Consider the following 26,551-nt stretch of genomic DNA (forward strand, 5'->3'; position numbering starts at 1 on the left):
ATGATCTACGTCGGGGTATGTCCCCGCCGGGTCACAGTGCCGTGAGGATCCTGGGACCGTCCTCGGTGATCGCGACGGTGTGCTCGGCGTGCGCCGCGCGGCTGCCGTCGTTCGTCCGCAGGGTCCAGCCGTCCGGCGCGGGGTGGTAGCCGTCGCCGCCGCCCGCGATCACCATCGGCTCGATGGCCAGGACCATGCCGGGGCGCAGCGGCATGCCGCGGCCCGGGCGGCCCTCGTTCGGGACGCCGGGGTCCTCGTGCATCTGGCGGCCGATGCCGTGGCCGCCGAAGTCCTCCGGGATGCCGTACCCCGCCTTTCTGCACACGGTGCCGATGGCGTGCGCGATGTCGCCGATGCGGTTGCCGACGACCGCCGCCGCGATGCCCGCCTCCAGGGCGCGCTCCGCCGTACCGATGAGGCGGACGTCCGCGGGGCGCGGGGTGCCGACGGTGAAGCTGATGGCCGAGTCGCCGGCCCAGCCGTCGAGGTGGGCGCCGCAGTCGATGGAGACGAGGTCGCCGTCGCGCAGCCGGTAGGCGTCGGGGATGCCGTGCACGATCGCGTCGTTGACCGAGGCGCAGATGACGGCGGGGAAGGGGGTCGGGGCGAAGTGCGGCCGGTAGCCGAGGAAGGGGGAGGAGGCGCCGGCCTCGCGGAGCACGCCGCGCGCCACCGCGTCCAGGTCGAGCAGGGAGACGCCCACGGCCGCGGCCTCGCGGACGGCGGTGAGGGCCTGCGCCACGACGCGGCCCGCCTCGCGCATCGCTTCGATCGATTTCTCTGTCTTGAGTTCCACCATGCCAATTACTATACCGGTATTTGAATGCCGGTATAAAAATCGGGGGTCGGGTAGGGTGGGGGCATGGTTCGGACTCCTTTGACCCCGGAAGAGCGTGAGCGCGGCGAGCGTCTCGGGGTGCTCCTGCGGGAGGCCCGGGGCGAGCGGAGCATGGTGTCGGTCGCGGCGGAGGCCGGTCTCTCCGCGGAGACGCTGCGGAAGATCGAGACGGGGCGGGCGCCGACGCCCGCGCTGTTCACCGTGGCGGCGCTCGCTTCCGTGCTGGGGCTCTCGCTGGACGAGCTGGTGGTCCGGTGTGAGCTGACCCCCGTCTGAGCGCTCCGTCCCACGCCGCCGGAAAACTGCATGTAGTCGTCCCGTAACACGTCTGGTGTTATCTTCCGGACCGGAAGACTCCAGTCTCCATGGGGCGGTGCCGGTCGGATGGTAGTGGAACAACTCCCGCAGCAGGTAAGGGAGTTCGCGAGGTACTTGAGGGACCTGCTGGGACGTTTGGACCAGGAAGCAGGCTGGTGCGGCGTGTTCTGGCAGCGCGACCCGGACGGCATGCGTGCCTGTCTGGACGGCGCCGAGGTCCCGCCCTGGGACGTGGTGCAGGCGCTGCTCCACGACCTCGCGGCGGACCGCGGCCTCCCGGAGGCCGAGCGCGAGGCGGCCGTGGCGCGCGCCCTGCACCGCGCGTCGATCGCCGCGTACGACGCGAGGCCCGGCGGCCGGGAACTGCTCAGCGACCGGCTCGACATGATGCTCACGGAGCAGCGCATCGCCCTGGAGCGGCAGGCCGACCTGACGCACCGGCTGACCGCCGCTGCCGACGCCGACGAGGCCGACCGCATCAACCTCGACCTGGCCTGGGTGCGCGACGACCACGAGCGCGCGACCGCCCGCTGCGCCGAACTGCAGGAGCGGATGGACCGCCTGGCCGAGGCGGCACGGCCGTCGTGGGTGGACCTCGGCGCGGCGGCGGACGACGGGTTCGGGGTGTCCCCGTCCTCGGGAGGGGCGTCCCCTTCTCGGGGCGACGAGTCGCGCGTGCCCCGGCAGGGCTCCGCATCCCGCGCGGCGGAACCGGCATACCCCAGAGGCGCACGGTTCGCCGGGCTCGGCGACGGCGGGCGGCACGCCGGTGCCCCCGACACCGCGCCCGCGCAGGAACCGCCGCACTTCCCCGACGAGGACCCCGCCGAGCGCGCCACCTCCGACGCCGTGCGGAAGATCGTCGAACTCCGCCGCGAGGGTCGCAGCGGCGAGGCGCACGGCGTGCTCGTCGAGGCCGCCGGCTGGCCCGCGGCCACGCTGCCGCAGTTCGCCGTCGAACTGCACCGCGCGGGCCTCGGCGCCGACTGGGCCACGCTGCTGTGGGAGGCCGCCTCGCTGCCGCCGGACCGGCTCGTCGCCCTTGCGGACGCGCTGGCCGGCTCCGGCCGCGCCGACGACTGCAGGAAGCTGCTGCGGCAGGGCGTCGCGCGCCCCGCGCCGGAGATCGCCGAGGCGGTCGTCGCGCTGATCGACGCGGGCCGCGAGCGGGAGGCCCGCGCGCTCCTCGACTCCTACGTCCGCGTCCGCACCCCCGAGGACGTGGCCCACTGCGCGCACACGGACCCGCACCGCCTCATACCCCTGCTCCTCGACACGGCCCGGCAAGTCTCGGACGCGCACCACTGGGACCTCGTGCACGCGCTGCGCGTAGCCGGATTCAACGCCTGACCGGGATCGTCCCCGCCCGTTTCTGGCCCGCTCGGGTGCGAAACATGATCGACTCCACCGGTTGACGGCGATGGTCTTGCTCAGCCCCTCGGCGGAGGCTTACGTTTTCCTGATCCACGCAGCAGGTCTACGTGCGTAGACGCTCATCGGTGCCCTCCCACGGGCCTACGAAGGAGCAGCTCATGGCCAACGTCGTACGCGCCGCACTGGTTCAGGCCACCTGGACGGGCGACACCGAATCAATGATCGCCAAGCACGAGGAGCACGCCCGCGAGGCCGCCCGGCAGGGCGCGCAGGTGATCGGCTTCCAGGAAGTCTTCAACGCCCCCTACTTCTGCCAGGTCCAGGAGGCCGAGCACTACCGCTGGGCCGAGCCCGTCCCCGACGGGCCCACGGTCACCCGCATGCGGGAACTGGCCCGCGAGACCGGCATGGTGGTCGTCGTCCCCGTCTTCGAGGTCGAGCAGTCCGGCTTCTACTTCAACACCGCGGCCGTGATCGACGCCGACGGCAGCTACCTCGGCAAGTACCGCAAGCACCACATCCCCCAGGTCAAGGGCTTCTGGGAGAAGTACTACTTCAAGCCGGGGAACCTCGGCTGGCCCGTCTTCGACACCGCGGTCGGCAAGGTCGGCGTCTACATCTGCTACGACCGCCACTTCCCCGAAGGCTGGCGGCAGTTGGGCCTCAACGGCGCCCAGCTCGTCTACAACCCCTCCGCCACCCATCGCGGCCTGTCCGCGCACCTGTGGCAGCTCGAACAGCCCGCTGCCGCCGTCGCCAACGAGTACTTCATCGCCGCGATCAACCGCGTCGGCCAAGAGGAGTACGGCGACAACGACTTCTACGGCACGAGCTACTTCGTCGACCCGCGCGGCAAGTTCGTCGGCGAACCCGCGAGCGACAAGGCCGAAGAACTCGTCGTCAGGGACCTCGACTTCGGCCTCATCGAGGAAGTACGCCAACAGTGGGCGTTCTACCGCGACCGCCGTCCCGATGCCTACGAAGGGCTGGTGCAGCCGTGACCGATCTGTACGACCGCCACCGGGCAGTGCTGCCCGACTGGCTCGCGCTCTACTACCAGCGGCCGATCGAGCTCACCCACGGCGAGGGCCGCCATGTGTGGGGCGCCGACGGCAGGAAGTACCTCGACTTCTTCGGCGGCATCCTCACCACCATGACGGCGCACGCACTGCCCGAGGTCACCAAGGCGGTGAGCGAGCAGGCGGGCCGGATCATCCACTCCTCGACCCTCTACCTCAACCGGCCGATGGTCGAACTCGCCGAGCGCATCGCGGCGTTGTCCGGCATCCCCGACGCGCGCGTCTTCTTCACCACATCGGGCACCGAGGCCAACGACGCGGCGCTGCTCCTCGCCACCGCCCACCGCCGCTCGAACCAGATCCTGGCGATGCGCAACAGCTACCACGGCCGGTCCTTCACCACCGTCGGCATCACCGGCAACCAGTCGTGGTCGCCGACCAGCCTCTCGCCCCTCCAGACGCTGTACGTCCACGGCGGCGTCCGCAGCCGCGGCCCGTACGCCGCACTGAGCGACGCCGAGTTCACCGCGGCCTGCGTCGCCGACCTGCGGGACATGCTCGGGCAGACCCGCGGGGGAGTGGCCGCGCTGATCGCCGAGCCGGTGCAGGGCGTCGGCGGCTTCACCTCGCCGCCCGACGGCCTGTACGCCGCGTTCCGCGAAGTCCTGGCCGAGCACGGCATCCTGTGGATCGCCGACGAGGTGCAGACCGGCTGGGGCCGCACCGGCGACCACTTCTGGGGCTGGCAGGCGCACGCGCAGCACGGCCCGCCGGACATCCTCACCTTCGCCAAGGGCATCGGCAACGGCATGTCGGTCGGCGGCGTCGTGGCCCGCGCCGAAGTCATGAACTCCCTCGACGCCAACTCCATCTCGACGTTCGGCGGCTCCCCGGTCACCATGGCGGCCGGCCTCGCCAACCTCACGTATCTCCTGGAGCACGACCTCCAGGGCAACGCGCGGCGCGTCGGCGGGCTCCTCATCGAGCGGCTGCGGGCCATCTGCGCCCAGCTGCCCGTCGTACGCGAGGTGCGCGGACGCGGCCTGATGATCGGCGTCGAACTGGTCGAACCGGGCACGGACCGGCCGAACCCGCAGGCGGCCGCCGCCGTCCTCGAAGCGGCCCGCGAGGGCGGCCTCCTCATCGGCAAGGGCGGCGGGCACGACACCAGCGTGCTGCGCGTCGCCCCGCCGCTCTCGCTGACCGTCGCCGAGGCGGAGGAGGGCGCCGCGATCCTCGAACGGGCGCTGCACAGCGCCTAGTCGGGGACCGCCCCGGTGCATGCGTGCAAGGACCCCGCAGGCCCGCAGGAAAGGGAGCGCACCACATGAGTACCCGCACTCTGATCACCGGCGGCCTGGTCATCACGGCCTCCGACGAACTGCCCGTCGACGTCCTGATCGCGGACGGCCGGGTCGCGGCGCTGGCCACCCCGGGCAGCCACGGGTGGACCGCCGACCGCGTGCTCGACGCCACCGGGAAGTACGTGATCCCGGGCGGCGTCGACGCCCACACGCACATGGAGATGCCGTTCGGCGGCACCCTCGCGGCGGACACCTTCGAGACCGGCACCCGCGCCGCGGCCTGGGGCGGCACCACCACCATCGTCGACTTCGCGATCCAGCCCAAGGGCGGCACGCTCGCGGAGGGGCTCGACACCTGGCACGAGAAGGCGGCCGGGCGGTGCGCCGTCGACTACGGCTTCCACATGATCATGTCGGATGTGAACGAGTCCTCGCTCAAGGAGATGGACACCCTCGTCTCCTCCGGTGTCACCTCGTTCAAGCTGTTCACCGCCTACCCGGGCGTCTTCTTCTCCGACGACGGGCAGATCCTCCGGGCCATGCAGCGCGCCGGCGCGAACGGCGGTCTCGTGATGGCGCACGCGGAGAACGGGCTCGCCATCGACGTCCTCGTGGAACAGGCGCTGGCGCGCGGCGAACGGGACCCCCGCCACCACGGCGAGGTCAGGAAGGCACTGCTCGAGGCGGAGGCGACGCACCGGGTCATCAAGCTGAGCCAGGTGGCGGGCGCGCCGCTGTACGTGGTGCACGTGTCGGCGCGGGAGGCCGTCGCCGAACTGACCAGGGCCAGGGACGACGGACTCCCGGTCTTCGGCGAGACCTGTCCGCAGTACCTCTTCCTGTCGACCGACAACCTCGCGGAGCCCGACTTCGAAGGCGCGAAGTACGTCTGCTCGACCCCGCTGCGCCCGCGCGAGCACCAGGAGGTGCTGTGGCGCGGGCTCCGGACGAACGACCTCCAGGTGGTCTCCACGGACCACTGCCCGTTCTGCTTCAAGGGGCAGAAGGAGCTGGGCCGGGAGGACTTCTCGAAGATCCCGAACGGCCTGCCGGGCGTGGAGAACCGCATGGACCTGCTGCACCAGGCGGTCGTCGAGGGGCACATCAGCAGGCGCCGCTGGATCGAGGTCGCCTGCGCGACACCGGCCAGGATGTTCGGCCTCTACCCGAAGAAGGGCACGATCGCACCGGGCGCCGACGCCGACATCGTCATCTACGACCCGCACGCCGAACAGACCATCTCCGCGCAGACGCACCACATGAACGTCGACTACTCGGCCTACGAGGGCAAGAGGGTGACGGGACGCGTGGAGACGGTGCTGTCCCGGGGCGTGCCGGTGATCGACGACCGCGTGTACACGGGCCGCGCGGGGCACGGGTCGTTCCTGCGGAGGGACATCTGCCAGTACGTGTGAGGCGTACCGGCCGTACATCCGGGCAGTGCTGACAGTACGTCTGAGCTGCGCCGACCGGGGCCCCGCCCAACTGGCGGGGCACCGGCGCGACTTCACCCGATGTGACCCGGGTCACTTCAGAGGGGCCTTGGCTCGAAGGCGCCGCCCGTGTCACTATTTCTGCACGCCGACTCTGCCCAAAACCCGCCGCGAGGCCGTGGGTCGAGTGCCGTAGCCGCCGGTTCGTACCGGCGAGGCCGAGTCCGCGCTCGACGCAGTACCGATTCCCCTTCGCATTCCATCGCGTGATGGTGCCCCCTCCTTTTTGCTGCGATTTTCGCGGGCGGTGGGGGGATTGACGACCTTAAGTTGTGATGTAACCCGGCGAATTCGCCAAATTCGATCATTCGATCAGTGGAGGAACCATGTCGGAAAGCGCCGACCTGACCGAGCTTTACTCGATCATCGAGAAGACGGCCCAGGTGGTGGACGTCACCGCTTCGCACGACAAGGTGTGGCCCATCCTGAATGCCTTCCAGGACGTGATCGCGGATTCCGTGATTTCCTTCCGGGCTTCCACCGGCAGCAGCGCGGACGACCTCGACTGCCGCTTCACGATGCTCCCGAAGGGCCTCGACCCGTACGCCCGCGCCCTGGAGCACGGTCTCACCCCGAAGACGGACCACCCCGTCGGCAGCCTGCTGAAGGAGGTCCACGAGAACCTCCCCATCACCAGCTGCGGTGTCGACTTCGGCGTCGCCGGCGGCTTCACGAAGACCTGGTCCTTCCCCAGCGCCGAGAAGCTCGGCAAGGTCTCCGAGCTGGTGAAGCTGCCGTCCATACCGGACGCCGTGGCCGCGAACCGCGACTTCTTCGAGAAGTGGGGCATCGCCGACATGGTGAGCACGGTCGGGATCGACTACTCGAAGCGCACGATGAACCTCTACTTCGGCGGTGGCGTGGGCGACCGCGTGCCGGCCGGGGTCTTCGAGGAGAAGGGCGTCCGGGCGATCCTCGGCGAGCTCGGCCTCGCGGCGCCGAGCGAGGAGCTGCTCAAGTTCTGCGAGCGCTCGTTCGTCATCTACGTCACCCTGAGCTGGGACTCGCCGAAGATCAACCGGTTCACGTACTCCGTCATGACGCCGGAGCCGCTGGGCCTCCCGGTGGACCTCGCCCCGACGTTCGAGCGGCTCATCAAGAGCGCGCCGTACGACACCGAGGGCCGCAACTACGTCTACGGCATCGCGTCGACGCCGAAGGGCGAATACCACAAGATCGCGTCGTACTACCAGTGGCAGAAGCGCGTGGAGAAGCTGCTGCGTTCCGACGGCTGACCACGCTCCCGCCCGCCGGGGCGGGCATTCAAAAGGGCTTGCGGAGCGGCGTTTCCATGCCGCTCCGCAAGCCCTTTTTCTGGAACGGTTGGGGTTCAGACGGCACCCGGCCAGCTTCATTCCTTCCTAGAAATCTGGATGATGCGATCTCCATGCAGAAAAGACAAAGGGAGCTGAGTGCGTTGACGCCACCGACCTCGGCGGAGGGGGTGTCAGAAATCCGTCGGGCCCGCTCGGTCGGAATCGGCCGCGCCCATGCGAAGACCATTCTGCTGGGGGAGCACGCGGTGGTCTACGGCGCTCCCGCACTCGCGCTCCCAGTGCCCCAGCTGACGGTCACGGCGAGCGCCGGATGGTCGGCCAAGGCCCCGGGCGACACCGGCGACGTGTCGCTGACGATGACCGGCTCCGCCTCGCGCCCCGTCGCCACCCAGGCCTCCGACTGGCTGCGCCGACTGACCGCCGAATTCCGGACAACCATGAACGTCGCCGAGGACGTGCACCTCGACGTGATCCTCGACTGCGCCATCCCGCCGGGCCGCGGGCTCGGCTCCAGCGCGGCATGCGCGCGGGCCGTCGTCTTCGCGCTTGCCGACCTCTTCGACCGCGAGGTCACCCCGCAGACCGCCTTCGACCTGGTGCAGACCGCCGAGAACGTGGCCCACGGCCGCGCCAGCGGCGTCGACGCCACCGCCGTCGGCGCCCCCGGACCGCTGCTGTTCCAGCAGGGCCGCTCCGAGGAACTGCCCATCGGCTGCGAGGGGTTGTTCATCGTCGCCGACAGCGGCGAGGTGGGCCGCACCAAGGACGCCGTCGGCCTGCTGCGCGAGGGCTTCCAGCGCCACGAAGGGGCACAGGAGCGGTTCGTGCGCCGCGCGACCGAGCTGACCGACGAGGCCCGGCACGCCCTGGCCGACGGAAAGCCCGAAGAGCTCGGCTCCCGCATGACGGAGTATCACGAGCTGTTGCGCGCCTCCGGGTTGAGCACCGAGCGGATCGACGCACTGGTCGACGGAGCGGTCTCTGCGGGCAGCCTCGGCGCCAAGATCACCGGAGGCGGCATGGGCGGCTGCGTGCTCGCACTGACCCAGTCGGAGCAGGCGAGCGCGGTCACCCGGCAGCTGCACGAAGCCGGTGCCGTACAGACATGGGTCGTACCGCTGAGGGGGTTTGCCGGTCATGGGCGCTGAACAGCAGGCCACCGCCGTGCGCACGGCACCGACGGGCGCGACGGACACCGCGACCGCCGTGGCGCACCCGAACATCGCACTCATCAAGTACTGGGGCAAGCGCGACGAGCGGCTCATCCTGCCGCGCACCGACAGCCTGTCCATGACCCTGGACATCTTCCCCACGACCACCCGCGTCCACCTGGCCCCCGGGGCCGGCCACGACGAGGTGACGCTCGGCGGCACCCCGGCGGAAGGCGAGGCGCGGCGGCGCATCGTCACCTTCCTCGACCTGGTGCGCGAGCGGTCCGGCATCGCCGACCGGGCCGTCGTCGACACCGAGAACACCGTGCCCACCGGGGCGGGCCTCGCGTCCTCCGCGAGCGGCTTCGCCGCCCTGGCGGTGGCGGCGGCCGCCGCCTACGGCCTCGACCTCGACGCCATCGCGCTGTCGCGCCTCGCCCGGCGCGGCTCAGGATCGGCCTCCCGGTCCCTCTTCGGGGACTTCGTGGTCTGGCACGCGGGCCGGGAGACCGGCACCGACGAGGAAGCCGACCTGAGTTCGTACGCCGAGCCGGTGCCCACAGGACCCCTCGCCCCCGCCCTGGTCGTCGCCGTCGTCAACGCCGGACCCAAGGACGTGTCCAGCCGCGCCGCCATGCGACGCACCGTCGACACCTCGCCGCTCTACGAGCCGTGGGCCCTCTCCAGCAAGGACGACCTGGCCGACATGCGCCGGGCACTCGGCCGCGGCGACCTCGAAGCCGTCGGCGAGATCGCCGAACGCAACGCGCTCGGCATGCACGCCACGATGCTGGCGGCCCGCCCCGCCGTGCGCTACATGTCACCGGCCTCGCTCACCGTCCTCGACAGCGTGCTGCAGCTCAGACGCGACGGCGTGGCCGCCTACGCCACCATGGACGCCGGGCCCAACGTCAAGGTGCTCTGCCGCGCCGCCGACGCGGACCGGGTCGCCGACACCGTGCGGGCCGCCGCGCAGGGCGGCGCCGTCCACATCGCCCGCCCGGGCCCCGGCGCCCGGCTGCTGACCGAGGACGGCCGGTGACCGCTCGGCCGACGGTCGTCCGGCGCGCGCCGGGCAAACTGTTCGTCGCCGGCGAGTACGCGGTCGTGGAGCCGGGCAACCCGGCGATCCTCGTCGCCGTCGACCGGTACGTCACCGTCACCGTGTCCGACCCCGGCGAGCCCGGCGTCGCACTCTCCTCCGACCTCGCCCCGCGCACGGCACACTGCCGATGGCGCGACGGCCGGCTCGGCGGGGCGGAACCACCGGACGAACAACTGCTCCGCGAGCGCTTCGCCCACGTGGCGGCGGCCGTCGAGACCGTCGGCCGGCTGCTCGCCGAACGAGGCCTCCCCGAGCCCGCGCTCGACCTCTCGGTCAGCAGCGAACTGCACGACAACGGCACCAAGTTCGGCTTCGGGTCCAGCGGAGCGGTCGTCGTGGCGACCGTCGCCGCCGTGGCGGCCCACTGCGGCCTCCGCCTGACCCGCGACGCCCGCTACCGCCTCGCGATGCTCGCCACGGCGGCCCTCGAACCGAGAGCCTCCGGCGGTGACCTCGCCGCAGGCACCTGGGGCGGCTGGATCGCCTACCGGGCACCCGACCGGGCCGCCGTCCTCGACCTGGCCGCGAGAGCGGGCGTCGAGGAGGCCCTGCGCGTGCCCTGGCCCGGCCACGACGTACGCCCACTGCCGCAGCCCGCGACCCTCTCACTGGAAGTCGGCTGGACCGGGACCCCCGCCTCCACCTCCTCCCTCGTCTCCGGCCTGGACCGGAAGACCTGGCGGGGCAGCGCCTCCCACCGGAGGTTCGTGGAGACCAGCAACGACTTCGTGCACGCCTCGGCCGACGCACTGGACCGCGCCGACCACGACGGCCTGCTGCGCCAGATCCGCCGCGCCCGCCAGGAGCTGGCGCGCATCGACGAAGAAGCCGGGCTCGGCATCTTCACGCCCCGGCTGACCGCGCTGTGCGACGCCGCCGAAGCGGTCGGCGGCGCGGCCAAGCCCTCCGGGGCGGGCGGCGGCGACTGCGGCATCGCACTGCTCGACGCCGAAGCGGCACCGGACATCGCCCAAGTACGGAAACGGTGGACCACGGCGGGGGTGCGGCCCTTGCCGATCCGCCCCGCCATGGAAGGGAACGAAGCATGATCTCTCAACGCAAGGACGACCACGTCCGCCTCGCTGTCGAGCACCAGCGGCAGCACAGCGGACACAACCAGTTCGACGAGGTGTCGTTCGTCCACCACGCCCTGGCCGGCATCGACCGGCCCGACGTGTCCCTGGCCACGACCTTCGCCGGCATCTCCTGGCCGGTGCCGCTCTACATCAACGCGATGACCGGCGGCAGCGTCAGCACCGGCATCATCAACCGGGACCTCGCCATCGCCGCCCGCGAGACCGGCGTGGCCGTCGCCTCAGGGTCCATGAGCGCCTACTTCAAGGACCCGTCCTGCGCCGACACGTTCAGCGTGCTGCGCAAGGAGAACCCCGACGGGTTCGTCCTGGCCAACGTCAACGCGACGGCCTCGGTCGACAAGGTGCAGCGCGCCATCGACCTCGTGCGGGCCGACGCCCTGCAGATCCACATCAACACCGCGCAGGAAACACCCATGCCGGAGGGCGACCGGTCATTCGCCTCCTGGGTCCCGCAGATCGAGAAGATCGCGGCGGCCGTCGAGGTCCCCGTGATCGTCAAGGAGGTCGGCAACGGCCTGAGCCGCGAGACCGTCCTGCTCATCGAGAGCCTCGGCGTCCAGGTCGCGGACCTCGGCGGCCGCGGCGGCACCGACTTCGCCCGCATCGAGAACGGCCGGCGCGAACTCGGCGAGTACGCGTTCATGCACGGCTGGGGACAGTCCACAGCGGCCTGCCTCCTCGACAACCAGGACGTCGGCATCCCCGTCCTCGCCTCCGGCGGCGTACGCAACGCCCTCGACGTCGCCCGCGCGCTGGCGCTCGGCGCGTCCGGCGTCGGCGCCTCCGGCGGATTCCTCCGCACCCTGAAGGACGAGGGCGTCTCCGCGCTGATCGCGCAGATCTCGACCTGGCTCGACCAGCTCGCCGCGCTGCAGACCATGCTCGGCGCCCGCACCCCCGCCGAGCTGACCCGCTGCGACCTGCTGATCCACGGCGAACTCCGCTCCTTCTGCGCCGACCGGGGCATCGACACGGCGCAGTTCGCGCAGCGCTCCCGCTCCGTACCGGCCGCCCACGAACTGACGGGAAGCACCCGATGACCGAGACACACGCGATCGCCGGCGTCCCGATGCGCTGGGTGGGCCCCCTGCGCATCTCCGGCAACGTCGCCACCACCGAGACCCAAGTACCCCTCGCCACCTACGAGACGCCGCTGTGGCCCTCCGTGGGCCGCGGCGCCAAGGTCTCCATGCTCGCCGAGAACGGCATCGTCGCCACCCTCGTCGACGAGCGGATGACCCGGTCCGTGCTCGTCGAGGCGACCGACGCGCAGACCGCGTACGTGGCCGCCCGCGCCATCGACGCCCGCATCGACGAACTGCGCGAAGTGGTGCGCGGCTGCAGCCGGTTCGCCCAGCTCATCAACATCCGGCACGAGATCAACGCCAACCTGCTCTTCATCCGGTTCGAGTTCACCACCGGTGACGCGTCCGGGCACAACATGGCGACCCTCGCGTCCGACGCGCTCCTGAAGCACCTCCTCGACACCATCCCGGGGATCGCCTACGGCTCGATCTCCGGCAACTACTGCACGGACAAGAAGGCCACCGCGATCAACGGCATCCTCGGCCGCGGCAAGAACGTGGTCACGGAGCTCCTGATCCCGCGCGACGTCGTCACCGACGTCCTGCACACGACGGCCGCCAAGGTCGTCCAGCTGAACATCCGCAAGAACATGCTCGGCACGCTGCTCGCCGGCGGCATCCGCTCGGCGAACGCCCACTACGCCAACATGCTGCTCGGCTTCTACCTCGCCACCGGCCAGGACGCGGCCAACATCGTCGAGGGCTCCCAGGGCGTCACCATGGCCGAGGACCGCGACGGCGACCTCTACTTCGCCTGCACGCTGCCCAACCTGATCGTGGGCACGGTGGGCAACGGCAAGGGCATCGAGTTCGTCGAGACCAACCTCGCCCGGCTCGGCTGCCGCGTCGAGCGCGAGCCCGGCGAGAACGCCCGCCGACTCGCCGTGATCGCGGCCGCGACGGTCCTGTGCGGCGAACTCTCGCTGCTCGCCGCGCAGACGAACCCCGGCGAACTGATGCGTGCACATGTCCAGTTGGAGCGCGACAACAAGACGGAAAAGGTCGGTGTGTAGGGCATGGCCAGTGGTTCAGGCATAGGAATTCACGATCTGTCGTTCGCGACGACGGAGTTCGTGCTGCCGCATACGGCGCTCGCCGAGTACAACGGCACGGAGATCGGCAAGTACCACATCGGCATCGGCCAGGAGTCGATGAGCGTCCCGGCCGCCGACGAGGACATCGTGACGCTGGGCGCGGCGGCCGCCGCGCCGATCGTCGCCCGGCACGGCAGCGAGAAGATCCGCACGGTGGTCTTCGCCACCGAGTCCTCCATCGACCAGGCCAAGTCGGGCGGCGTGTACGTCCACTCGCTGCTCGGGCTGCCGTCGGCGGCGCGGGTGGTGGAGCTGAAGCAGGCCTGTTACGGAGCGACCGCGGGGCTGCAGTTCGCGCTGGGCCTGGTGGCGCGTGACCCCTCGCAGCAGGTCCTCGTGATCGCCAGCGATGTGTCCAAGTACGAGCTGGACAGCCCCGGCGAGGCCACCCAGGGCGCCGCGGCGGTGGCGATGCTGGTGAGCGCGGACCCGGCGCTGGTGCGGATCGAGGGCCCCTCCGGGCTGTTCACCGCGGACGTGATGGACTTCTGGCGGCCCAACTACCGCGACGCGGCGCTGGTGGACGGCCAAGAGTCGATCAACGCGTATCTCCAGGCGGTGGAGGGCTGCTGGAAGGACTACAGCGAGCAGGGCGGCCGCGCCCTGGAGGACTTCGCGGCGTTCTGCTACCACCAGCCGTTCACGAAGATGGCCTACAAGGCACACCGCCACCTGCTGAACTACTGCGGCCTCGACACCGACAAGGACGTCATCGAGGGACACCTCGGCCTGACCACGGCGTACAACAGGGTCATCGGCAACAGCTACACCGCCTCCGTGTACCTGGGCCTGGCCGCGCTCCTGGACCAGGCCGACGACCTGACAGGACGCTCGATCGGCTTCCTGAGCTACGGCTCGGGCAGCGTCGCGGAGTTCTTCGCGGGCCAGGTCGTGGCCGGCTACCGCGAGCAGCTGCGCACCGCCGAGCACCAGCAGGTCATCGAGCAGCGCAAGCCGCTGGACTACGCCGGTTACCGCGAGCTGCACGAGCGGTCCTTCCCCACCGACGGCGGGGACCACCCCACGCCGGTGCAGACCAGCGGCGCGTTCCGGCTGGCCGCCCTGCGCGGCCACAAGCGGATCTACGAGCGGCGGTAGCGGCATCGTGCGAGTACGGAGGTGCGTGGGCGGCCGGTCGGTGCCGCCCACGCACACCGCGCGCGAGTGCGGAGGTGCCGGACGGGCGCCGGAGAGACACAGAATCCATTCACGTCGCGTTGAGGGTGGGGCAGGCGAATGACCGGTATCGCAGCCGATATCGCAGTTCTCGGTACGGGCGCCTATGTGCCGGACCGTATCGTCTCCAATGACGAGGTCGGCGCGCCGGCCGGCGTCGACGGCGAGTGGATCGTGCGCAAGACCGCGATCCGGGAGCGGCGTTGGGCCGCGCCCGGCCAGGCCACCTCCGACCTCGCGGTGGCGGCCGGGCGGGCGGCACTGGAGTCGGCGGGCATCACCGTGGGCCAGCTGTCGCTGATCGTGGTGGCGACGTCCACGCCGGACCGGCCGCAGCCGCCGACCGCGGTCTATGTGCAGCAGCAGCTCGGTGCCCTCGGGGCGGCGGCGTTCGACGTGAACGCGGTCTGCTCGGGCAGCGTGTTCGCGCTGTCGGTGGTCGAGGGCATGCTGGCCCGCCAGGGCGGTCACGCGCTGGTGATCGGCGCGGACGTCTACTCGCGGATCCTGAACCCGGCCGACCGCAAGACGGTGGTGCTGTTCGGGGACGGGGCCGGGGCGATGGTGCTCGGCCCGGCCGGCGGCGGGCACGCGGCCGGGGCGCGGGTGCGGCACGTCACCCTGCACACCGTCGGCGAGCTCGCCGGGCTGATCCAGGTGCCCGCGGGCGGCAGCCGGCAGCCCGCCGACCAGGCGGTCCTCGACGCGGGGCTGCAGTACTTCGCGATGGACGGGCGCGAGGTGCGCCGGTTCGTTGTGGAGCAACTGCCGCAGCTGACCAAGCAGTTCCTGCACGAGGCCGGCGTGGTGCCGGACGACGTCGCGCACTTCGTGCCGCACCAGGCCAACGGCGTCATGCTGGACACGGTCATCGAGGACCTCGCGCTGTCCCGGGCCACCACGCACCTGACCCTGGAGCGGTACGGCAACACCGGCGCGGCGTCGATCCCCATCACGCTGGACGCGGCCGCCCGCGAAGGGGCCTTCCGGCCCGGCGACCTGATCCTGCTCGCGGGCTTCGGCGGCGGCATGGCCGCGGGCCTCGCCCTGCTCGAATGGTGAAGGGACCACGGGCCTGACGCCGTGGTCCCGGAGCCACGGGCCTGACGCCCCGGGCCCTGACGTGACCCCCTCTGACCGGGCCGGGGAGCTCCTTCCCCCAAGAGCGCTCCCCGGCCCTAACCCCCCGCCGTATGGAGGCACCCGCGTGATCACGGAGAAGGAGCCGGGCACCGGCCTGGCCGCCCGCGTACCGGGATCGAAGAGTCTGACCAACCGACTGCTTCTGCTGGCCGCCGCCGCCGACGGCACGAGCACCCTCCGCGCCCCGCTGGTCAGCGAGGACACGGTCGCGTTCCGCGAGGCGCTCGGCGTGTCCGGCATCCCGGTGAAGAGCGGCCCCGACGACGCGTTCTGGCAGGTGACCGGCACGGGACGCGGACCCGAGGGCCCCGCCAGGCCGTGGTGCGCGGACGCCGGGACGGCGGCCCGCTTCCTGCCCCCGTTCGCCACCACCGGCCACGGCACCTTCCTCTTCGACGGCTCGTCCCAGCTGCGCGCCCGCCCACAGCGCCCCCTGATCGAGGCGCTGCGCGCCCTCGGCGCCGACCTGGAGCCAGGCCCGGGCAACGGGCTCCCGCTGCTGATCCGCGCGCACGGCATCGACGGCGGCGAACTCTCGGTCGACTCGTCCCTGAGCAGCCAGTACCTCAGCGGACTGCTGATGGCGGCCCCCCTGATGCGCCGCGGCCTCCAGGTCCGCACGGGAAGCAGCCTGGTCAGCCGCCCGTACGTCGACATGACGGTGGCCCTGATGCGGCGCTTCGGAGCCCGGGTCGACGAGAGCGCGGACGGCACCCTCCGCGTCCGGCCGGGGGCGTACGACGCGACGGACGTCGTGGTCGAACCCGACGCGTCCTCCGCCTCGTACATCTTCGCCGCGGCGGCCGTCACCGGACGAACCGTCACCGTGCCCGGCCTCGGCACCGACAGTCTGCAGGGCGACCTCCGCTTCGTCGAGGTCCTCGAACAGGCGGGTGCCGAGGTGCAGGTGGGGCCGACGGCCACCACCGTGTCGGGCACCGGCCCGCTGCGCGGCGGCTTCACCGTGGACATGGGCGAGATCTCCGACACGTTCATGACACTCGCCGCCATCGCGCCCCTCGCCGACGCGCCCATCACGATCCGCGGCGTCGCGCACGCGCGGCTGAAGGAGTCCGACCGGGTCGCCGCCATGGCGGAGAACCTGCGGGCCTGCGGCATCGAGACCTCCGAAGGGAAGGACTGGATCACCGTCCGGCCCGGAGTGCCGCGTCCCACCCGCATCGCGTGCCACCGCGACCACCGGATCGCGATGTCGTTCTCCGTCCTCGGACTCGCGGTTCCGAACACGATCTCGCTGGACGACCCGGCTTGCGTGGCGAAGACCTTCCCGGACTTCCACGACGAGCTGCGACGCCTGTTCACCGGCGACGCCACCTCGTAGAGCACCGAACCACGCAGGGCAAAGGAGCACACCGTTGAGCAGGTTGCGTTGGCTGACCGCGGGGGAGTCGCACGGACCCGCGCTTGTCGCGACGTTGGAGGGTCTTCCCGCCGGCGTGCCGATCACGACGGAGATGGTGGCGGATCATCTGGCGCGGCGGCGGCTGGGGTATGGCCGTGGTGCGCGGATGAAGTTCGAGCGTGATGAGGTCACGTTCCTGGGTGGTGTGCGGCACGGGCTGACCATGGGTTCGCCGGTCGCGGTGATGGTGGGCAATACGGAGTGGCCCAAGTGGGAGCAGGTCATGTCGGCCGATCCGGTGGATCCGGCGGAGCTGGCCGAGCTGGCGCGCAATGCGCCGCTGACCCGGCCCCGGCCCGGTCACGCGGACCTGGCGGGGATGCAGAAGTACGGCTTCGATGAGGCGCGTCCGGTGCTGGAGCGTGCTTCGGCACGTGAGACCGCGGCCCGGGTCGCGCTGGGTGCGGTGGCGCGTTCGTACTTGAAGGAGACGGCGGGGATCGAGATCGTCTCGCACGTCACGGAGCTGGCGGCGGCGAAGGCGCCCTACGGCGTCTACCCCACGCCGGCGGATGTGGAGAAGCTGGACGCGGATCCGGTGCGCTGTCTGGACGCGGATGCGTCGAAGGCGATGGTCGCGGAGATCGATCAGGCCCACAAGGACGGCGACACCCTGGGGGGTGTGGTCGAGGTGCTCGCGTATGGGGTGCCGGTGGGGCTTGGCTCGCATGTGCACTGGGACCGGCGGCTCGATGCCCGTCTGGCGGCGGCGCTGATGGGTATTCAGGCGATCAAGGGTGTCGAGGTCGGGGACGGGTTCGATCTGGCGCGGGTGCCGGGGTCCAAGGCGCACGACGAGATCGTCACCACGGACGAGGGCATCAAGCGCACCTCGGGCCGATCCGGTGGCACCGAGGGTGGGTTGACCACGGGTGAGCTGCTGCGCGTACGTGCTGCGATGAAGCCGATCGCGACCGTGCCGCGCGCGCTGGCCACGATCGATGTGGCCACGGGTGAGGCGGCGAAGGCGCACCATCAGCGTTCCGATGTGTGTGCGGTGCCGGCTGCCGGGATCGTGGCGGAGGCGATGGTGGCGCTGGTCCTGGCGGATGCGGTGGCGGAGAAGTTCGGTGGCGACAGTGTGTCCGAGACGCGGCGCAATGTGGAGTCGTACCTCGACCACCTCCAGATCCGGTGAGCGGTCGGCTCACCGCCCCGACGCGGGCGCAGTCGACGGAGGCGGCCACGGCACGCGGTGGAATTTCGCGCGTGCGTGACCGCCTCGGCCTTCGCCTTCGCCTACGGCTCCTTCAGCTCCTCCAGCCCTTCCCTGCTCTCTCCCGCTGAGCAGGCCGGGCGTTCCGTGGAGCCGTCGTCAGGCCTAGGCGGCCTCCTTGCGCCGGCGATCCATGAGGTGCCGCAGGACGAGCCATTCCCGTACCTCCCAGGAGTGTCCCGCCGAACAGCTGATGCTGCTGCTCTTCTGCGGTGCGGCGACGATCGTCCCCGTGCAGCTCTCCACCACACACCGCCTGGTGAGCGGGTTAGCGTCGCCGTGGTCGGGTTCGATGACACGGAGCAGTTCGACGTGGAGGCTCCGGATCTCCTCCGCGAAGTCCAGGGCCGGGGGCTGGGCCGTGAGCCACTCCAAGTGGAGCAGCAGGAAACACGCGAGGTGGGGTACGGAACGAGTCGGGGGAGTGGTCCCGAGTTCGTCCGCGACATAGCCCGCCCATGACTCCAGGATGGCGGCGATATTGCTTCGGGCGTCGAGTGCGGAAACGTTCAGGTGGTCCCGCCTGCGGCTCCCGGACACCTTCGTCGGATTCCGTCGCCTGGACGTCGCCATGACGTGGTGCAGGCCTTCCTGGTGGAGGCCGGGGAGCGCGCGCAGATCGAGCTCCAGCTTTTCGACGCAGGGGTCACAGAGCAGGGAATCGGTGGCGGCCCGAATTCCCTGTCTGTGCTTCTGTGAGCATGAGTGAATCTCCATACTGAATCTCTCCTCAGCTGATTCTGTTCTCGATGTCGTGCTGAACGCGGAAAGTGACGAATTCGGCCGGCCGCACGACGGCAAGGCCGACGTCGAGGTTCACCCGGCCCCGCGCCGTGTCCTCACGGGTGTTGTTGGTGTCGTCGCAGACGACCTCGAACGCCTCGGCCGCGGACCGGCCGGGCAGCGCCCCCTGACGCCACAGGCCCTTGAGGAACGTGGTGGTGGACTGGCGCATCAGCGCCCGCAGTTGGGCGCTGTTCGTGTCGAAGGCGGCCCACCGGGTGCCCTGTTCGAGTGAGGCGCGGGCGTAGTTCACCAGACGGCGGACGCTGAGCTCGGCCCAGTCGGGGTCGGCGGACAGCGTGCGCGCCCCGAGCACCCGGATGCCCTGCCCCTGGACGAACCGCAGGCAGTTCACCCCCAGCGCGCCCACCGACTCCCGCTCGGCCTCGGTGAGTTCCCGCTCCTGCTTGACCACGCCCACCAGGGCTCCCACGGGCGCCGCGTGCACACCCCGCTCGGCGTCGACGCGGCAGCACATCCCCGACACATGACCGGAGGGCGGGACCAGGCGTTCGCGTCCGTCGGCCTCGGTCACGGTGATCCACGGATAGTGGACGGCTGCGAACTGCGCCTCGGGCTCCGGCAGTTCGAAGGGCCGTCTTCGTACGTCGGCGGGTTCGAGGCCCTGCCGGGTGTGCAGCAGAGCGACCCGGTGGCCCACACGGCCGCAGTGTCGGGCGATCTCCCGCGCGACGCCGTGCGCGTCCCTCTCCACCCGCCACAGATCCGGCGCCACCACGAGGGTGATCTCCGGCAGGCGCTCCAGCTTGGCGAGGGCGGACCGGTAGGCCGCCACCCGGTCCGCGTCGTCGCCCGTTCCGAGGACCCAGGCCCCGCCACCTCCGTTGCGGAAGTGGCCGAGCACGGCGTCGTGGACGAAAGAGGGCGGCTCCCCATGGGCCCTGCGCTGCGAGAACGCCTCGATGAATTCCTGCGGGTGACGGACGAAGGCCGGCTTGCCCGGCAGGCTCGGCGCGTCCCCGACGAAGGCCGCCACCGACGTGTGCACGCCGTGGATGAAGGGCGCGCCGTGGCCCGCTCCCCGGATGCCGTCCGCCTCCCGGAGGCGGATCCCCGGGCCGAGGGGCCCGGCGTCACTCAGGGCGCGTGCTGGATTCGGCTGCTGTTGTGGCATGCGGTCTCCTCGGTCACGACGGAATGTCGGATGCGGCGGTGAGTACCAGTGCCGAGGTCTCCATGGGGAGTTGTACGGAACGCTCGATGGCCAGACCCGACTGGTCCGCCAGTTCGTGGTACTCACCGATCGAGCGCTGGTGACCGCCGTTGACGACCATCAGGTGGAGGTCCCACAGCGGGGCCAGCAGGCCGGCCTTGCCGTCCTGGACGACCATCTCGATGATCACCAGACGCGAGTGCGGGCCCATGGCCCCGCGTATGGAACGCAGGAGGCGTACGCAGTCGCCCTCCGACCAGTCGCCGAGGACCCGGGACAGGAGATAGGTGTCGGCGCCCTGCGGGATCGGGCTGGTGAACATGTCCCCGGCGACGAGCTCGGCGCGGTCGAGGCCCACGGTCTGCTCCAGGTGCGCGCGGGCGATGGGGATGTTGTGTTCCAGGTCGAGCAGGGTGCCGCGGGCCTCCGGCGCCGCACCGAGGACCGTGGCAAGGAGCTGGCCGCTGCCGCCCGCGATGTCGACGACGTGCTGGTCGGCGGTGAAGTCGATGTACCGCGGCACCGCGTCGAAGGCGAAGTTGTTCGCCTGGGCCTGCATGGCGCGCTGGAAGCGCTGCGCGGCGTCGGGGTCCTCCCCGAGATAGCCGACGAGCGAGCGCCCGTACGCCTTCTCGAAGCCGCTCTTGCCGGTACGGAACGTCTCGATGGACTCCCCCCAGGCCTGGTAGAACTCCTCCCCGTAGAGCAGACACACGTCGCGCAGCGAGCCGGGCCGGTCGCGCAGCAGGTCGCCCACCTCCGTGTTGCGGTAGCCGCCGCTCTCGTCACCGTCGACCACGCCCAGGCGGAGGAGCAGACGCAGCAGGCGCCGGACGGCGTCCGGGTCCGCGTCCGCGGCCTTGGCGAGCTCCGCGGGACCTGTGTGGCCCGCCGCGATCAGATCGGGCAGACCCAGCCTGGCCGCCGCGTGGACGGCCTGGGTGTGCCAGGCGGCGGTGATGAGATCGATGGTGGCGCGGGCCGCGGGGCGGGGGGCGTTGTCCGTGCTCATGGATTCTCTCTTCGCGCGTAGGAACGTGGTGGGGGGTGCTGCGGGTTGGCCGGTGGGTTCAGGAGGGGATCCAGTCCCGTTGGATGTGGGGGGTGGGGATGCTCAAAGCCCGCATGTGTTCGATGGGGTTGGTGTATTCGCGGCTGGCGGCGATGAGGCCGTCGTCGAGGGTGAAGCCGTGGATGAAGTGGTTGCGGTAGCGGCCCTCGGGATAGCCGGGGAAGCGGATGGTGCCCTCGCCGTCGCACTCCACCCAGATGACGGCCGGGTCCTGGGTCTCGTAGAGGTGGACGTCGGACCACTCCCAGTCCGGCAGGACCTGCAAGGACAGCTCGCCGTGGCGCTGGAGGTTGTCGCGGCCCTGGACGGTGATGGGCCGGCCGATGTCGGTGTTGAACAACGACGCGGTGCCGTCGGGGGTGTAGAGGGTGTAGCGGCGCAGCCGGGCCTGGGGCCCGGTTTCCATGTACTGCTCCACGGCCCGCCGGTTGCGGGCGCGCAGCTCCAGGTGGCTGGTGAACACCGGGCCGTCGGCCACGTGGTGGGGGGTGGTCAGGGGGGTGCTCATGGCGTCTCCGAACAAGGGAAGGGCGGGGGTCAGGGCTGCAGGCGGGTGGTGGTCCAGCCGTGTGGGGTGCGGTCGTAGCGCAGCCGCTCGTGCAGCCGGTCGGTGCCGTTCGCCCAGAACTCCACCGCGTCGGGTTCCAGGCAGAAGCCCACGAACGCCTCGGGGCACGGCAGCGGCCGCTCCAGGGCGCCCAGTTCCAGGGCCTGGGCGCGGATGGTCTCGAAGTGTTCGAGGTCGCGCAGGGGTTCGCTTTGCAGGGAGACGGTGGACATGGCGTGGGTGAACACCGCGCGGGCCGCCCACAGGGCTTCGGCCTCGGCGCGCGGGAGTTGGCGCACGGGGCCGGCCAGGGTGATCTGCTGGCTGGTCTCGCGCCAGTACAGCACGCCCGAGGCGTAGGGGTTGGCGGCCAGTTCGCGGCCCTTTTGGCTGCCGGTGTGGGTGATGAAGACGATGCCGTGCTCGGTGACCTGGTTGACGGCCAGGATCCGTGAGGAGGGCCGGCCGCGCTCGTCGGCGGTGGCAAGGGCCAGGGCGCGTGGTTCGCGCACGCCGTGGGCGGTGGCTTGGGCCAGCCAGTCGTTGAGCAGTCCCATCGGCTCGGCGGGCGGGGTGCGGAACTGGGGGAAGTCCACCTCCACGGTGCCCGTCAGCGTCTCCGAACGCCGCGAGGGAGTACGGCCGTTGGTCTTCTGGGACAGCTCAGACATGAATCGTTCCTTCGATCGTGACGACGCCGTGGCCCGAGACCTCGACCGAGTCGACCCGGTCGCCCTCGCCCTGGACCAGCGCCCTCATGGGGGAGGGGCGACCGATCTCGATGCCCTGGGTGATCTCGATGAGCTGCCCGTACGAGCCGAGGCCGTGGCGGGCGATGTGGATCGCGATGGGGCCGGCGACCGAACCGGTGGCGGCGTCCTCCACGACCCCGTACGCGGGCGAGAACATGCGGTTGCGCCACGTGGTCCCGGACCCGGCGATGCAGTTGGTCGCCATGTCGGGGAAGCTCGCGAGAGCGCGGTGGTCGGGGTCCACCTTCGACAGGGCCTCGAAGCTCTCGAAGCCGACGAGGACGTGCCGCGGACCGTTGCGGTAGATCTCGACCGGCAGCGTCGACTCGCGGACGCCCAGCGCCTCCAGGAGCTCCTCGGCACGGTCGAAGGGCTCCCAGACGGGCACCGGCTGGCGCATGCTCGTCGAGACGACCTGCCCGCCGACGCGCTGCAGCTCGAAGGGGATCACGCCCATCGCGGTCTCGATCCGCAGCTGGTCCGCGTCGGTGCGCCGGCCCAGGGCGATGGCCGTGCCCAGCAACGGGTGCCCGGCGAAGGGGAGTTCGTTGACGGGCGTGAAGATCCGTACGTGTACGTCGCCGCCCTGCTTGGGGGCCAGCACGAACGTGGTCTCCGAGAGGTTCATCTCCCGTGCGATGCGCTGCATCTGTTCGGCCGTCAGGTCGTCGGCGTCGAAGAACACGGCCACCGGATTACCGGTGAGGGGCTCTCGCGCGAACGCGTCGACGACTACGTAGTTGTGCATCTGCTCTCCACTGTCATTGGGGGGCGGCCGTGAGGTGCCGGGACGACGACCACGATGCGCGGTCCATCTTTGGTTGACCCTGATTCCAGCTGGAATGGCACCGAAATCCCCGGCTCCGGGGCCGGACGGGCCAGGTGGGCCGGGCCGGGCGGGTCAGGTGGGTCAGGCGGGCCAGGCGTTGACGGCGTGCAGGGCCTGGGTGGGGTTGAGACGGGGGTCGCAGCACGAGGTGTAGCGCTCGCCCACCCGCTCCAGGTCGGCCTCGGTGCTGGCGCACTCGGTGACGTCGTCGGGGGTGGTCTCCAGGTGCAGGCCGCCGGCGATGCCGCCGCCGTCCTGCACGGCCCGCACGAAGCCGGTGATCTCGCGGGCGACGGTGTCGACCATGCGGGTCTTGTAGCCGCCGGGCGCGGTCACCGTGTTGCCGTGCACCGGGTCGCTCAGCCAGATCGCCGGGTGGCCGGCCTCGCGGACCGCCTCCACCAGGCGCGGCAGCCGCTCGGCGACCGCGTCCGCGCCCATCCGGGCGATCAGCGTGAGCCGGCCCGGATCACGCCAGGGGTCCAGCTTCTCGCACAGCGCCAGCAGCTCGGCCACCTCCATGGCCGGCCCCACCTTGCAGGCCACCGGGTTGCTCACCTCGGCCAGCAGCGCCACATGGGCGCCCTCGACCTGGCGGGTGCGCTCCCCGATCCAGGGCCAGTGCGTGGACCCCAGGAACAGGCGGCCCTTGTCGTCGGTGCGCAGCATGGGCATCTCGTAGTCCAGCAGCAGCGCCTCATGACTGGTCCACACCGGCGGGCCCGCGATCTCGCGGCCTGCGGCCCGCTCCCGCCAGCCCAGATTCTCCAGGATGTCCCCGGCCGCCATGTATCCCGTGATGATCCTGAGCGGGTCGGGGCGGCGGCTCTCGGCGTCGGGTTCGGGGCCGTTGACCATGTGGCCGCGGAAGACGGGCAGTTCGAGGCCGTCGATGATTTCGGTGGGCTTGGAGCGGGGCTTGGCGAACTGGCCCGCGATGCGTCCCACCCGCAGCACCGGTCTGCCGGTGATCAGGCCGAGCTGGCCGGCCAGCAGGTCGAGCAGGGCGGCCTTGCGGGCCACGTGGCGGGGGGTGCATTCCTGGGGGTCCTCGGCGCAGTCGCCGGACTGCAGGACCATCGCCTCGCCGCGGGCGACCTTGCCGAGCAGGGTGCGCAGGGTGGCCAGGTCATCTCCCTGGACGAGCGGCGGGCGGGCGGCCAGGGCCTCACCCACCCGGTTCAGCTGAGAAAGGTCGCTCCACTCGGGTTGCTGCAGTGCCCCGCGGATACGAATCTCCCGTATAACGTCTTCCATGACGTACTCCGATCCAGCGGTGAAGTGATACTCGGGCGGGTATTCCCGTGCGCTTGATCTCCCGGTAACGGAGTCTTCGGCAACGGAATGCCGAGCGCGTGCATCTGCTGGAACGAATTGCGCAGGCGCCGAAAGCCCCCCGTTGGCCTGGAGCGATCCTGCCTGATTCAACGAAGCAAATCAACAGCGTTTCGATGTTTTATCAGTGAACGCAATGCAACAAGATTCAACCATAAAAAGGGCGCACTGAGATAAACTCAGTGCGCCCTTTTTGTAATTCACTCGCGGCGAATCCCCGCGCGATATCCGCCGGTGTCAGAGAGGCACCGGTGCCTCCGTCCCGCGCCTGGCGAGGCTCCGGAGGTGTTCCCTGAGGCTGAAGCCCGGCGCCGACGCGTCCTCGGGCGTCAGGGCGGCGCCCTGCGTCAGGAGGCGGCGGGCCGCGAGGTGGTCGGCGGGCCGGTTGACGGACTCGACGGCCTGCAGATCCTGCCCGTGGAAGAGCAGTACCGAGAAGGCGTCGGGATCGTCGCCGAGCACGACCTCGGAGTCGTGCCCTTCGTTGAACCCCGCGATCTGCACGGTGGTGGCGAACTGGTCGCTCCAGAACCACGGCAGTTCGTCGTACGCACGGGGTGACCCGGTCAGCCGCTCGGCGACCAACTGGGCGTGCCCCACGGCGTTCTGGACCGATTCGAGCCGCAGCCGGCTGCCGGAGCGCACCTGCGGGAACGCGGCGCAGTCGCCGATGGCCGAGATGTGCGGATCGTCGGTCAGCAGCCGGGAGTCGACGGTGATGCCGCCGTGCACGGGGAGCCCGGCCGCGGCGGCCAGCTCCGTGCGCGGGGTGACGCCGACGCCGACCAGGACCAGGTCGGCGGGGAGCCGGCGGCCGTCGGCGAGCTCCACCGCCGTGACCCCCGAGCGGCCGTCGCCGTGCAGGGCCGTGACGCCCTGGCCGAACAGCAGCTCCGTGCCCTTGCCGCGGTGCAGCCGGGTGAAGTGCTCCGCGGTCGGCGCCGACACGACCCGGGCGAGCGGCCGGTCGAGCGCTTCGACGACGGTCACCTCGACGCCCGCCTCCCGCGCCACGGCGGCGAATTCGAGACCGATGAACCCGGCCCCCACCACCACCGCGCGCCGCGCCCCCGCCAGCGACGACTGCAGCGCGGCGGCGTCCTGCGCGGTGCGCAGGGTGTGCACGCCGCGCAGCTCCGCGCCCGGCACGGAGAGCGTGCGGGGCGTGGCGCCGGTGGCCAGGACGAGGTGGCCGTAGTCGTACGTGGAGCCGTCGGTGAGGCGTACCGTGCGGGCGGCCGGGTCGATCTCCGTCACGGTGCCCGCGACCAGGTCGATGGACTGGCGTACGTAGTACGTCGCGGGCCGCAGCCACAGCTCCGCCTCGTCCGCCTCGCCCTTGAGGTACGCCTTGGACAGCGGCGGACGCTCGTAGGGCAGCGCGTCCTCGGCGCTGATGAGCGTGATGCGTCCGGTGTAGCCGTGCTCCCGCAGGGACGCCGCGGTCTGGTAACCGCCCTGGCCGGCGCCGACCACGACGACCGAGTCGGGCTGGGTCTGCTCCGTCATCAGTTCTGCCGTTCGGGGGTGTGGACGATGAGGCCGTCCAGGGCGTCGCTCGACTTGAGCTGGCAGCTCAGCCGGCTGTTGGGCTTGCGCGGGCACGCCGTGAAGTCGAGCATCTCGTCCTCCCGCTCCTTCGGCGGCTCCAGCTTGTCGAGGGTGGTCTCGTCCACGTAGACGTGGCAGGTGGCGCACTGCATGTTGCCGCCGCACTGGGCGACGATGCCGTCGATGTCGTTGAAGACGGCGCCGCGCATGACGCTCGTGCCGGCCGGGACGTCGATCGTGGTCTGGTTGCCGTCGACATTGACGTACGTGATTTTGGGCATGACGGAACTCCTTGATGGCATCCGGACGTGCGTGCGCGAGGGCGGGTCGTGGTGCGGATTGCCTGGCAAGTGGAAAACGGAAGGGTGAGATGGCGTGCCGACGGCCGGGAGGGG

25 protein-coding genes are annotated in these 26,551 nt (G+C 71.0%); 15 read left to right on the forward strand and 10 right to left on the reverse strand.

Annotated elements, in window-relative coordinates; all coding sequences use genetic code 11:
- Positions 1 to 31 precede the first annotated feature (31 nt).
- Positions 32 to 799, reverse strand: coding sequence for a type I methionyl aminopeptidase (map, locus tag ACZ7LU_RS03340; protein ID WP_468312448.1), 768 nt, complete (start codon positions 797 to 799; stop codon positions 32 to 34).
- Between the two features lie 63 nt (positions 800 to 862).
- Here map and ACZ7LU_RS03345 point away from each other — a divergent pair, with 63 nt between their 5' ends.
- From ACZ7LU_RS03345 to aroC, 15 genes are all read left to right on the forward strand, one after another.
- The gene (locus ACZ7LU_RS03345; RefSeq protein WP_398309085.1) at positions 863 to 1,114 is read left to right on the forward strand and encodes a helix-turn-helix domain-containing protein; all 252 of its coding nucleotides are present in this window, start codon (positions 863 to 865) and stop codon (positions 1,112 to 1,114) included.
- A gap of 177 nt (positions 1,115 to 1,291) precedes the next feature.
- A complete protein-coding gene (locus ACZ7LU_RS03350; RefSeq protein ID WP_471915523.1) occupies positions 1,292 to 2,506 on the forward strand; it encodes a hypothetical protein in 1,215 nt (404 codons plus the stop codon).
- A gap of 182 nt (positions 2,507 to 2,688) precedes the next feature.
- Positions 2,689 to 3,531, forward strand: a complete 843-nt coding sequence (locus ACZ7LU_RS03355) for a nitrilase-related carbon-nitrogen hydrolase (RefSeq protein WP_468712857.1) — start codon at positions 2,689 to 2,691, stop codon at positions 3,529 to 3,531.
- Positions 3,528 to 4,811: an aspartate aminotransferase family protein gene (locus ACZ7LU_RS03360; protein WP_470986240.1), complete on the forward strand. Its 1,284-nt coding sequence runs from the start codon at positions 3,528 to 3,530 to the stop codon at positions 4,809 to 4,811. The genes ACZ7LU_RS03355 and ACZ7LU_RS03360 overlap by 4 nt, the downstream gene beginning before the upstream one ends.
- Positions 4,812 to 4,876: 65 nt before the next feature.
- Entirely contained in the window at positions 4,877 to 6,268 is a 1,392-nt protein-coding gene (gene hydA, locus ACZ7LU_RS03365; RefSeq protein ID WP_471915524.1) for a dihydropyrimidinase, read from the forward strand.
- Positions 6,269 to 6,672: 404 nt separating this feature from the next.
- On the forward strand, positions 6,673 to 7,581 hold the full coding sequence (locus tag ACZ7LU_RS03370; protein WP_468312464.1) for an aromatic prenyltransferase: 909 nt from the start codon (positions 6,673 to 6,675) through the stop codon (positions 7,579 to 7,581).
- A gap of 209 nt (positions 7,582 to 7,790) precedes the next feature.
- Complete coding sequence (gene mvk, locus ACZ7LU_RS03375; protein ID WP_471915525.1) at positions 7,791 to 8,771, forward strand: mevalonate kinase; 981 nt, start codon at positions 7,791 to 7,793, stop codon at positions 8,769 to 8,771.
- Complete coding sequence (gene mvaD, locus ACZ7LU_RS03380) at positions 8,761 to 9,816, forward strand: diphosphomevalonate decarboxylase (protein WP_471915526.1); 1,056 nt, start codon at positions 8,761 to 8,763, stop codon at positions 9,814 to 9,816. Before mvk ends, mvaD begins: the two co-directional genes overlap by 11 nt.
- Entirely contained in the window at positions 9,813 to 10,928 is a 1,116-nt protein-coding gene (locus ACZ7LU_RS03385) for a phosphomevalonate kinase (protein WP_471915527.1), read from the forward strand. Before mvaD ends, ACZ7LU_RS03385 begins: the two co-directional genes overlap by 4 nt.
- The gene (fni, locus tag ACZ7LU_RS03390; RefSeq protein WP_471915528.1) at positions 10,925 to 12,016 is read left to right on the forward strand and encodes a type 2 isopentenyl-diphosphate Delta-isomerase; all 1,092 of its coding nucleotides are present in this window, start codon (positions 10,925 to 10,927) and stop codon (positions 12,014 to 12,016) included. The genes ACZ7LU_RS03385 and fni overlap by 4 nt, the downstream gene beginning before the upstream one ends.
- Positions 12,013 to 13,074, forward strand: coding sequence for a hydroxymethylglutaryl-CoA reductase (locus ACZ7LU_RS03395; RefSeq protein WP_362989245.1), 1,062 nt, complete (start codon positions 12,013 to 12,015; stop codon positions 13,072 to 13,074). Before fni ends, ACZ7LU_RS03395 begins: the two co-directional genes overlap by 4 nt.
- A gap of 3 nt (positions 13,075 to 13,077) precedes the next feature.
- Positions 13,078 to 14,253 (forward strand): hydroxymethylglutaryl-CoA synthase, encoded by a 1,176-nt coding sequence (locus ACZ7LU_RS03400; RefSeq protein ID WP_468085648.1) that lies wholly within the window; start codon positions 13,078 to 13,080, stop codon positions 14,251 to 14,253.
- A gap of 138 nt (positions 14,254 to 14,391) precedes the next feature.
- Positions 14,392 to 15,393, forward strand: coding sequence for a 3-oxoacyl-ACP synthase III family protein (locus ACZ7LU_RS03405; protein ID WP_471915529.1), 1,002 nt, complete (start codon positions 14,392 to 14,394; stop codon positions 15,391 to 15,393).
- Positions 15,394 to 15,538: 145 nt separating this feature from the next.
- Entirely contained in the window at positions 15,539 to 16,816 is a 1,278-nt protein-coding gene (gene aroA, locus ACZ7LU_RS03410) for a 3-phosphoshikimate 1-carboxyvinyltransferase (RefSeq protein WP_471915530.1), read from the forward strand.
- Positions 16,817 to 16,850: 34 nt separating this feature from the next.
- Positions 16,851 to 18,035, forward strand: a complete 1,185-nt coding sequence (aroC, locus tag ACZ7LU_RS03415) for a chorismate synthase (RefSeq protein WP_471915531.1) — start codon at positions 16,851 to 16,853, stop codon at positions 18,033 to 18,035.
- A 183-nt stretch (positions 18,036 to 18,218) separates the two neighbouring features.
- On the opposite strand, the gene ACZ7LU_RS03420 is transcribed toward aroC, so the two are convergent.
- From ACZ7LU_RS03420 to ACZ7LU_RS03460, 9 genes are all read right to left on the reverse strand, one after another.
- A complete protein-coding gene (locus ACZ7LU_RS03420; protein WP_471915532.1) occupies positions 18,219 to 18,830 on the reverse strand; it encodes a hypothetical protein in 612 nt (203 codons plus the stop codon).
- 13 nt (positions 18,831 to 18,843) lie between these two features.
- A complete protein-coding gene (locus tag ACZ7LU_RS03425) occupies positions 18,844 to 20,031 on the reverse strand; it encodes a phage tail sheath family protein (RefSeq protein ID WP_471915533.1) in 1,188 nt (395 codons plus the stop codon).
- A gap of 13 nt (positions 20,032 to 20,044) precedes the next feature.
- The gene (locus tag ACZ7LU_RS03430; RefSeq protein WP_398312959.1) at positions 20,045 to 21,082 is read right to left on the reverse strand and encodes a methyltransferase; all 1,038 of its coding nucleotides are present in this window, start codon (positions 21,080 to 21,082) and stop codon (positions 20,045 to 20,047) included.
- A 58-nt stretch (positions 21,083 to 21,140) separates the two neighbouring features.
- The gene (locus tag ACZ7LU_RS03435; RefSeq protein WP_471915534.1) at positions 21,141 to 21,650 is read right to left on the reverse strand and encodes a PhzA/PhzB family protein; all 510 of its coding nucleotides are present in this window, start codon (positions 21,648 to 21,650) and stop codon (positions 21,141 to 21,143) included.
- 29 nt (positions 21,651 to 21,679) lie between these two features.
- Positions 21,680 to 22,360 (reverse strand): phenazine biosynthesis FMN-dependent oxidase PhzG, encoded by a 681-nt coding sequence (gene phzG, locus ACZ7LU_RS03440; RefSeq protein WP_471915535.1) that lies wholly within the window; start codon positions 22,358 to 22,360, stop codon positions 21,680 to 21,682.
- Positions 22,353 to 23,189, reverse strand: a complete 837-nt coding sequence (locus ACZ7LU_RS03445) for a PhzF family phenazine biosynthesis protein (RefSeq protein ID WP_471915536.1) — start codon at positions 23,187 to 23,189, stop codon at positions 22,353 to 22,355. The genes phzG and ACZ7LU_RS03445 overlap by 8 nt, the downstream gene beginning before the upstream one ends.
- A gap of 162 nt (positions 23,190 to 23,351) precedes the next feature.
- Entirely contained in the window at positions 23,352 to 24,527 is a 1,176-nt protein-coding gene (locus tag ACZ7LU_RS03450) for a 3-deoxy-7-phosphoheptulonate synthase (protein WP_471915537.1), read from the reverse strand.
- Between the two features lie 315 nt (positions 24,528 to 24,842).
- Positions 24,843 to 26,114: an NAD(P)/FAD-dependent oxidoreductase gene (locus ACZ7LU_RS03455; protein WP_471915538.1), complete on the reverse strand. Its 1,272-nt coding sequence runs from the start codon at positions 26,112 to 26,114 to the stop codon at positions 24,843 to 24,845.
- On the reverse strand, positions 26,114 to 26,437 hold the full coding sequence (locus ACZ7LU_RS03460) for a 2Fe-2S iron-sulfur cluster-binding protein (RefSeq protein WP_398312926.1): 324 nt from the start codon (positions 26,435 to 26,437) through the stop codon (positions 26,114 to 26,116). Before ACZ7LU_RS03460 ends, ACZ7LU_RS03455 begins: the two co-directional genes overlap by 1 nt.
- Positions 26,438 to 26,551 lie beyond the last annotated feature (114 nt).

This window comes from Streptomyces sp. NPDC039462, assembly GCF_055639375.1.

Bases quoted from the DNA above. Each gene is read 5' to 3' on its own strand.
- map (WP_468312448.1), bottom strand. From the start codon at position 799: ATGGTGGAACTCAAGACAGAGAAATCGATCGAAGCGATGCGCGAGGCG.
- ACZ7LU_RS03345 (WP_398309085.1), top strand. From the start codon at position 863: ATGGTTCGGACTCCTTTGACCCCGGAAGAGCGTGAGCGCGGCGAGCGT.
- ACZ7LU_RS03355 (WP_468712857.1), top strand. From the start codon at position 2,689: ATGGCCAACGTCGTACGCGCCGCACTGGTTCAGGCCACCTGGACGGGC.
- hydA (WP_471915524.1), top strand. From the start codon at position 4,877: ATGAGTACCCGCACTCTGATCACCGGCGGCCTGGTCATCACGGCCTCC.
- ACZ7LU_RS03370 (WP_468312464.1), top strand. From the start codon at position 6,673: ATGTCGGAAAGCGCCGACCTGACCGAGCTTTACTCGATCATCGAGAAG.
- mvaD (WP_471915526.1), top strand. From the start codon at position 8,761: ATGGGCGCTGAACAGCAGGCCACCGCCGTGCGCACGGCACCGACGGGC.
- fni (WP_471915528.1), top strand. From the start codon at position 10,925: ATGATCTCTCAACGCAAGGACGACCACGTCCGCCTCGCTGTCGAGCAC.
- ACZ7LU_RS03395 (WP_362989245.1), top strand. From the start codon at position 12,013: ATGACCGAGACACACGCGATCGCCGGCGTCCCGATGCGCTGGGTGGGC.
- ACZ7LU_RS03400 (WP_468085648.1), top strand. From the start codon at position 13,078: ATGGCCAGTGGTTCAGGCATAGGAATTCACGATCTGTCGTTCGCGACG.
- ACZ7LU_RS03405 (WP_471915529.1), top strand. From the start codon at position 14,392: ATGACCGGTATCGCAGCCGATATCGCAGTTCTCGGTACGGGCGCCTAT.
- ACZ7LU_RS03420 (WP_471915532.1), bottom strand. From the start codon at position 18,830: ATGGAGATTCACTCATGCTCACAGAAGCACAGACAGGGAATTCGGGCC.
- ACZ7LU_RS03425 (WP_471915533.1), bottom strand. From the start codon at position 20,031: ATGCCACAACAGCAGCCGAATCCAGCACGCGCCCTGAGTGACGCCGGG.
- ACZ7LU_RS03430 (WP_398312959.1), bottom strand. From the start codon at position 21,082: ATGAGCACGGACAACGCCCCCCGCCCCGCGGCCCGCGCCACCATCGAT.
- ACZ7LU_RS03435 (WP_471915534.1), bottom strand. From the start codon at position 21,650: ATGAGCACCCCCCTGACCACCCCCCACCACGTGGCCGACGGCCCGGTG.
- phzG (WP_471915535.1), bottom strand. From the start codon at position 22,360: ATGTCTGAGCTGTCCCAGAAGACCAACGGCCGTACTCCCTCGCGGCGT.
- ACZ7LU_RS03445 (WP_471915536.1), bottom strand. From the start codon at position 23,189: ATGCACAACTACGTAGTCGTCGACGCGTTCGCGCGAGAGCCCCTCACC.
- ACZ7LU_RS03450 (WP_471915537.1), bottom strand. From the start codon at position 24,527: ATGGAAGACGTTATACGGGAGATTCGTATCCGCGGGGCACTGCAGCAA.
- ACZ7LU_RS03455 (WP_471915538.1), bottom strand. From the start codon at position 26,114: ATGACGGAGCAGACCCAGCCCGACTCGGTCGTCGTGGTCGGCGCCGGC.
- ACZ7LU_RS03460 (WP_398312926.1), bottom strand. From the start codon at position 26,437: ATGCCCAAAATCACGTACGTCAATGTCGACGGCAACCAGACCACGATC.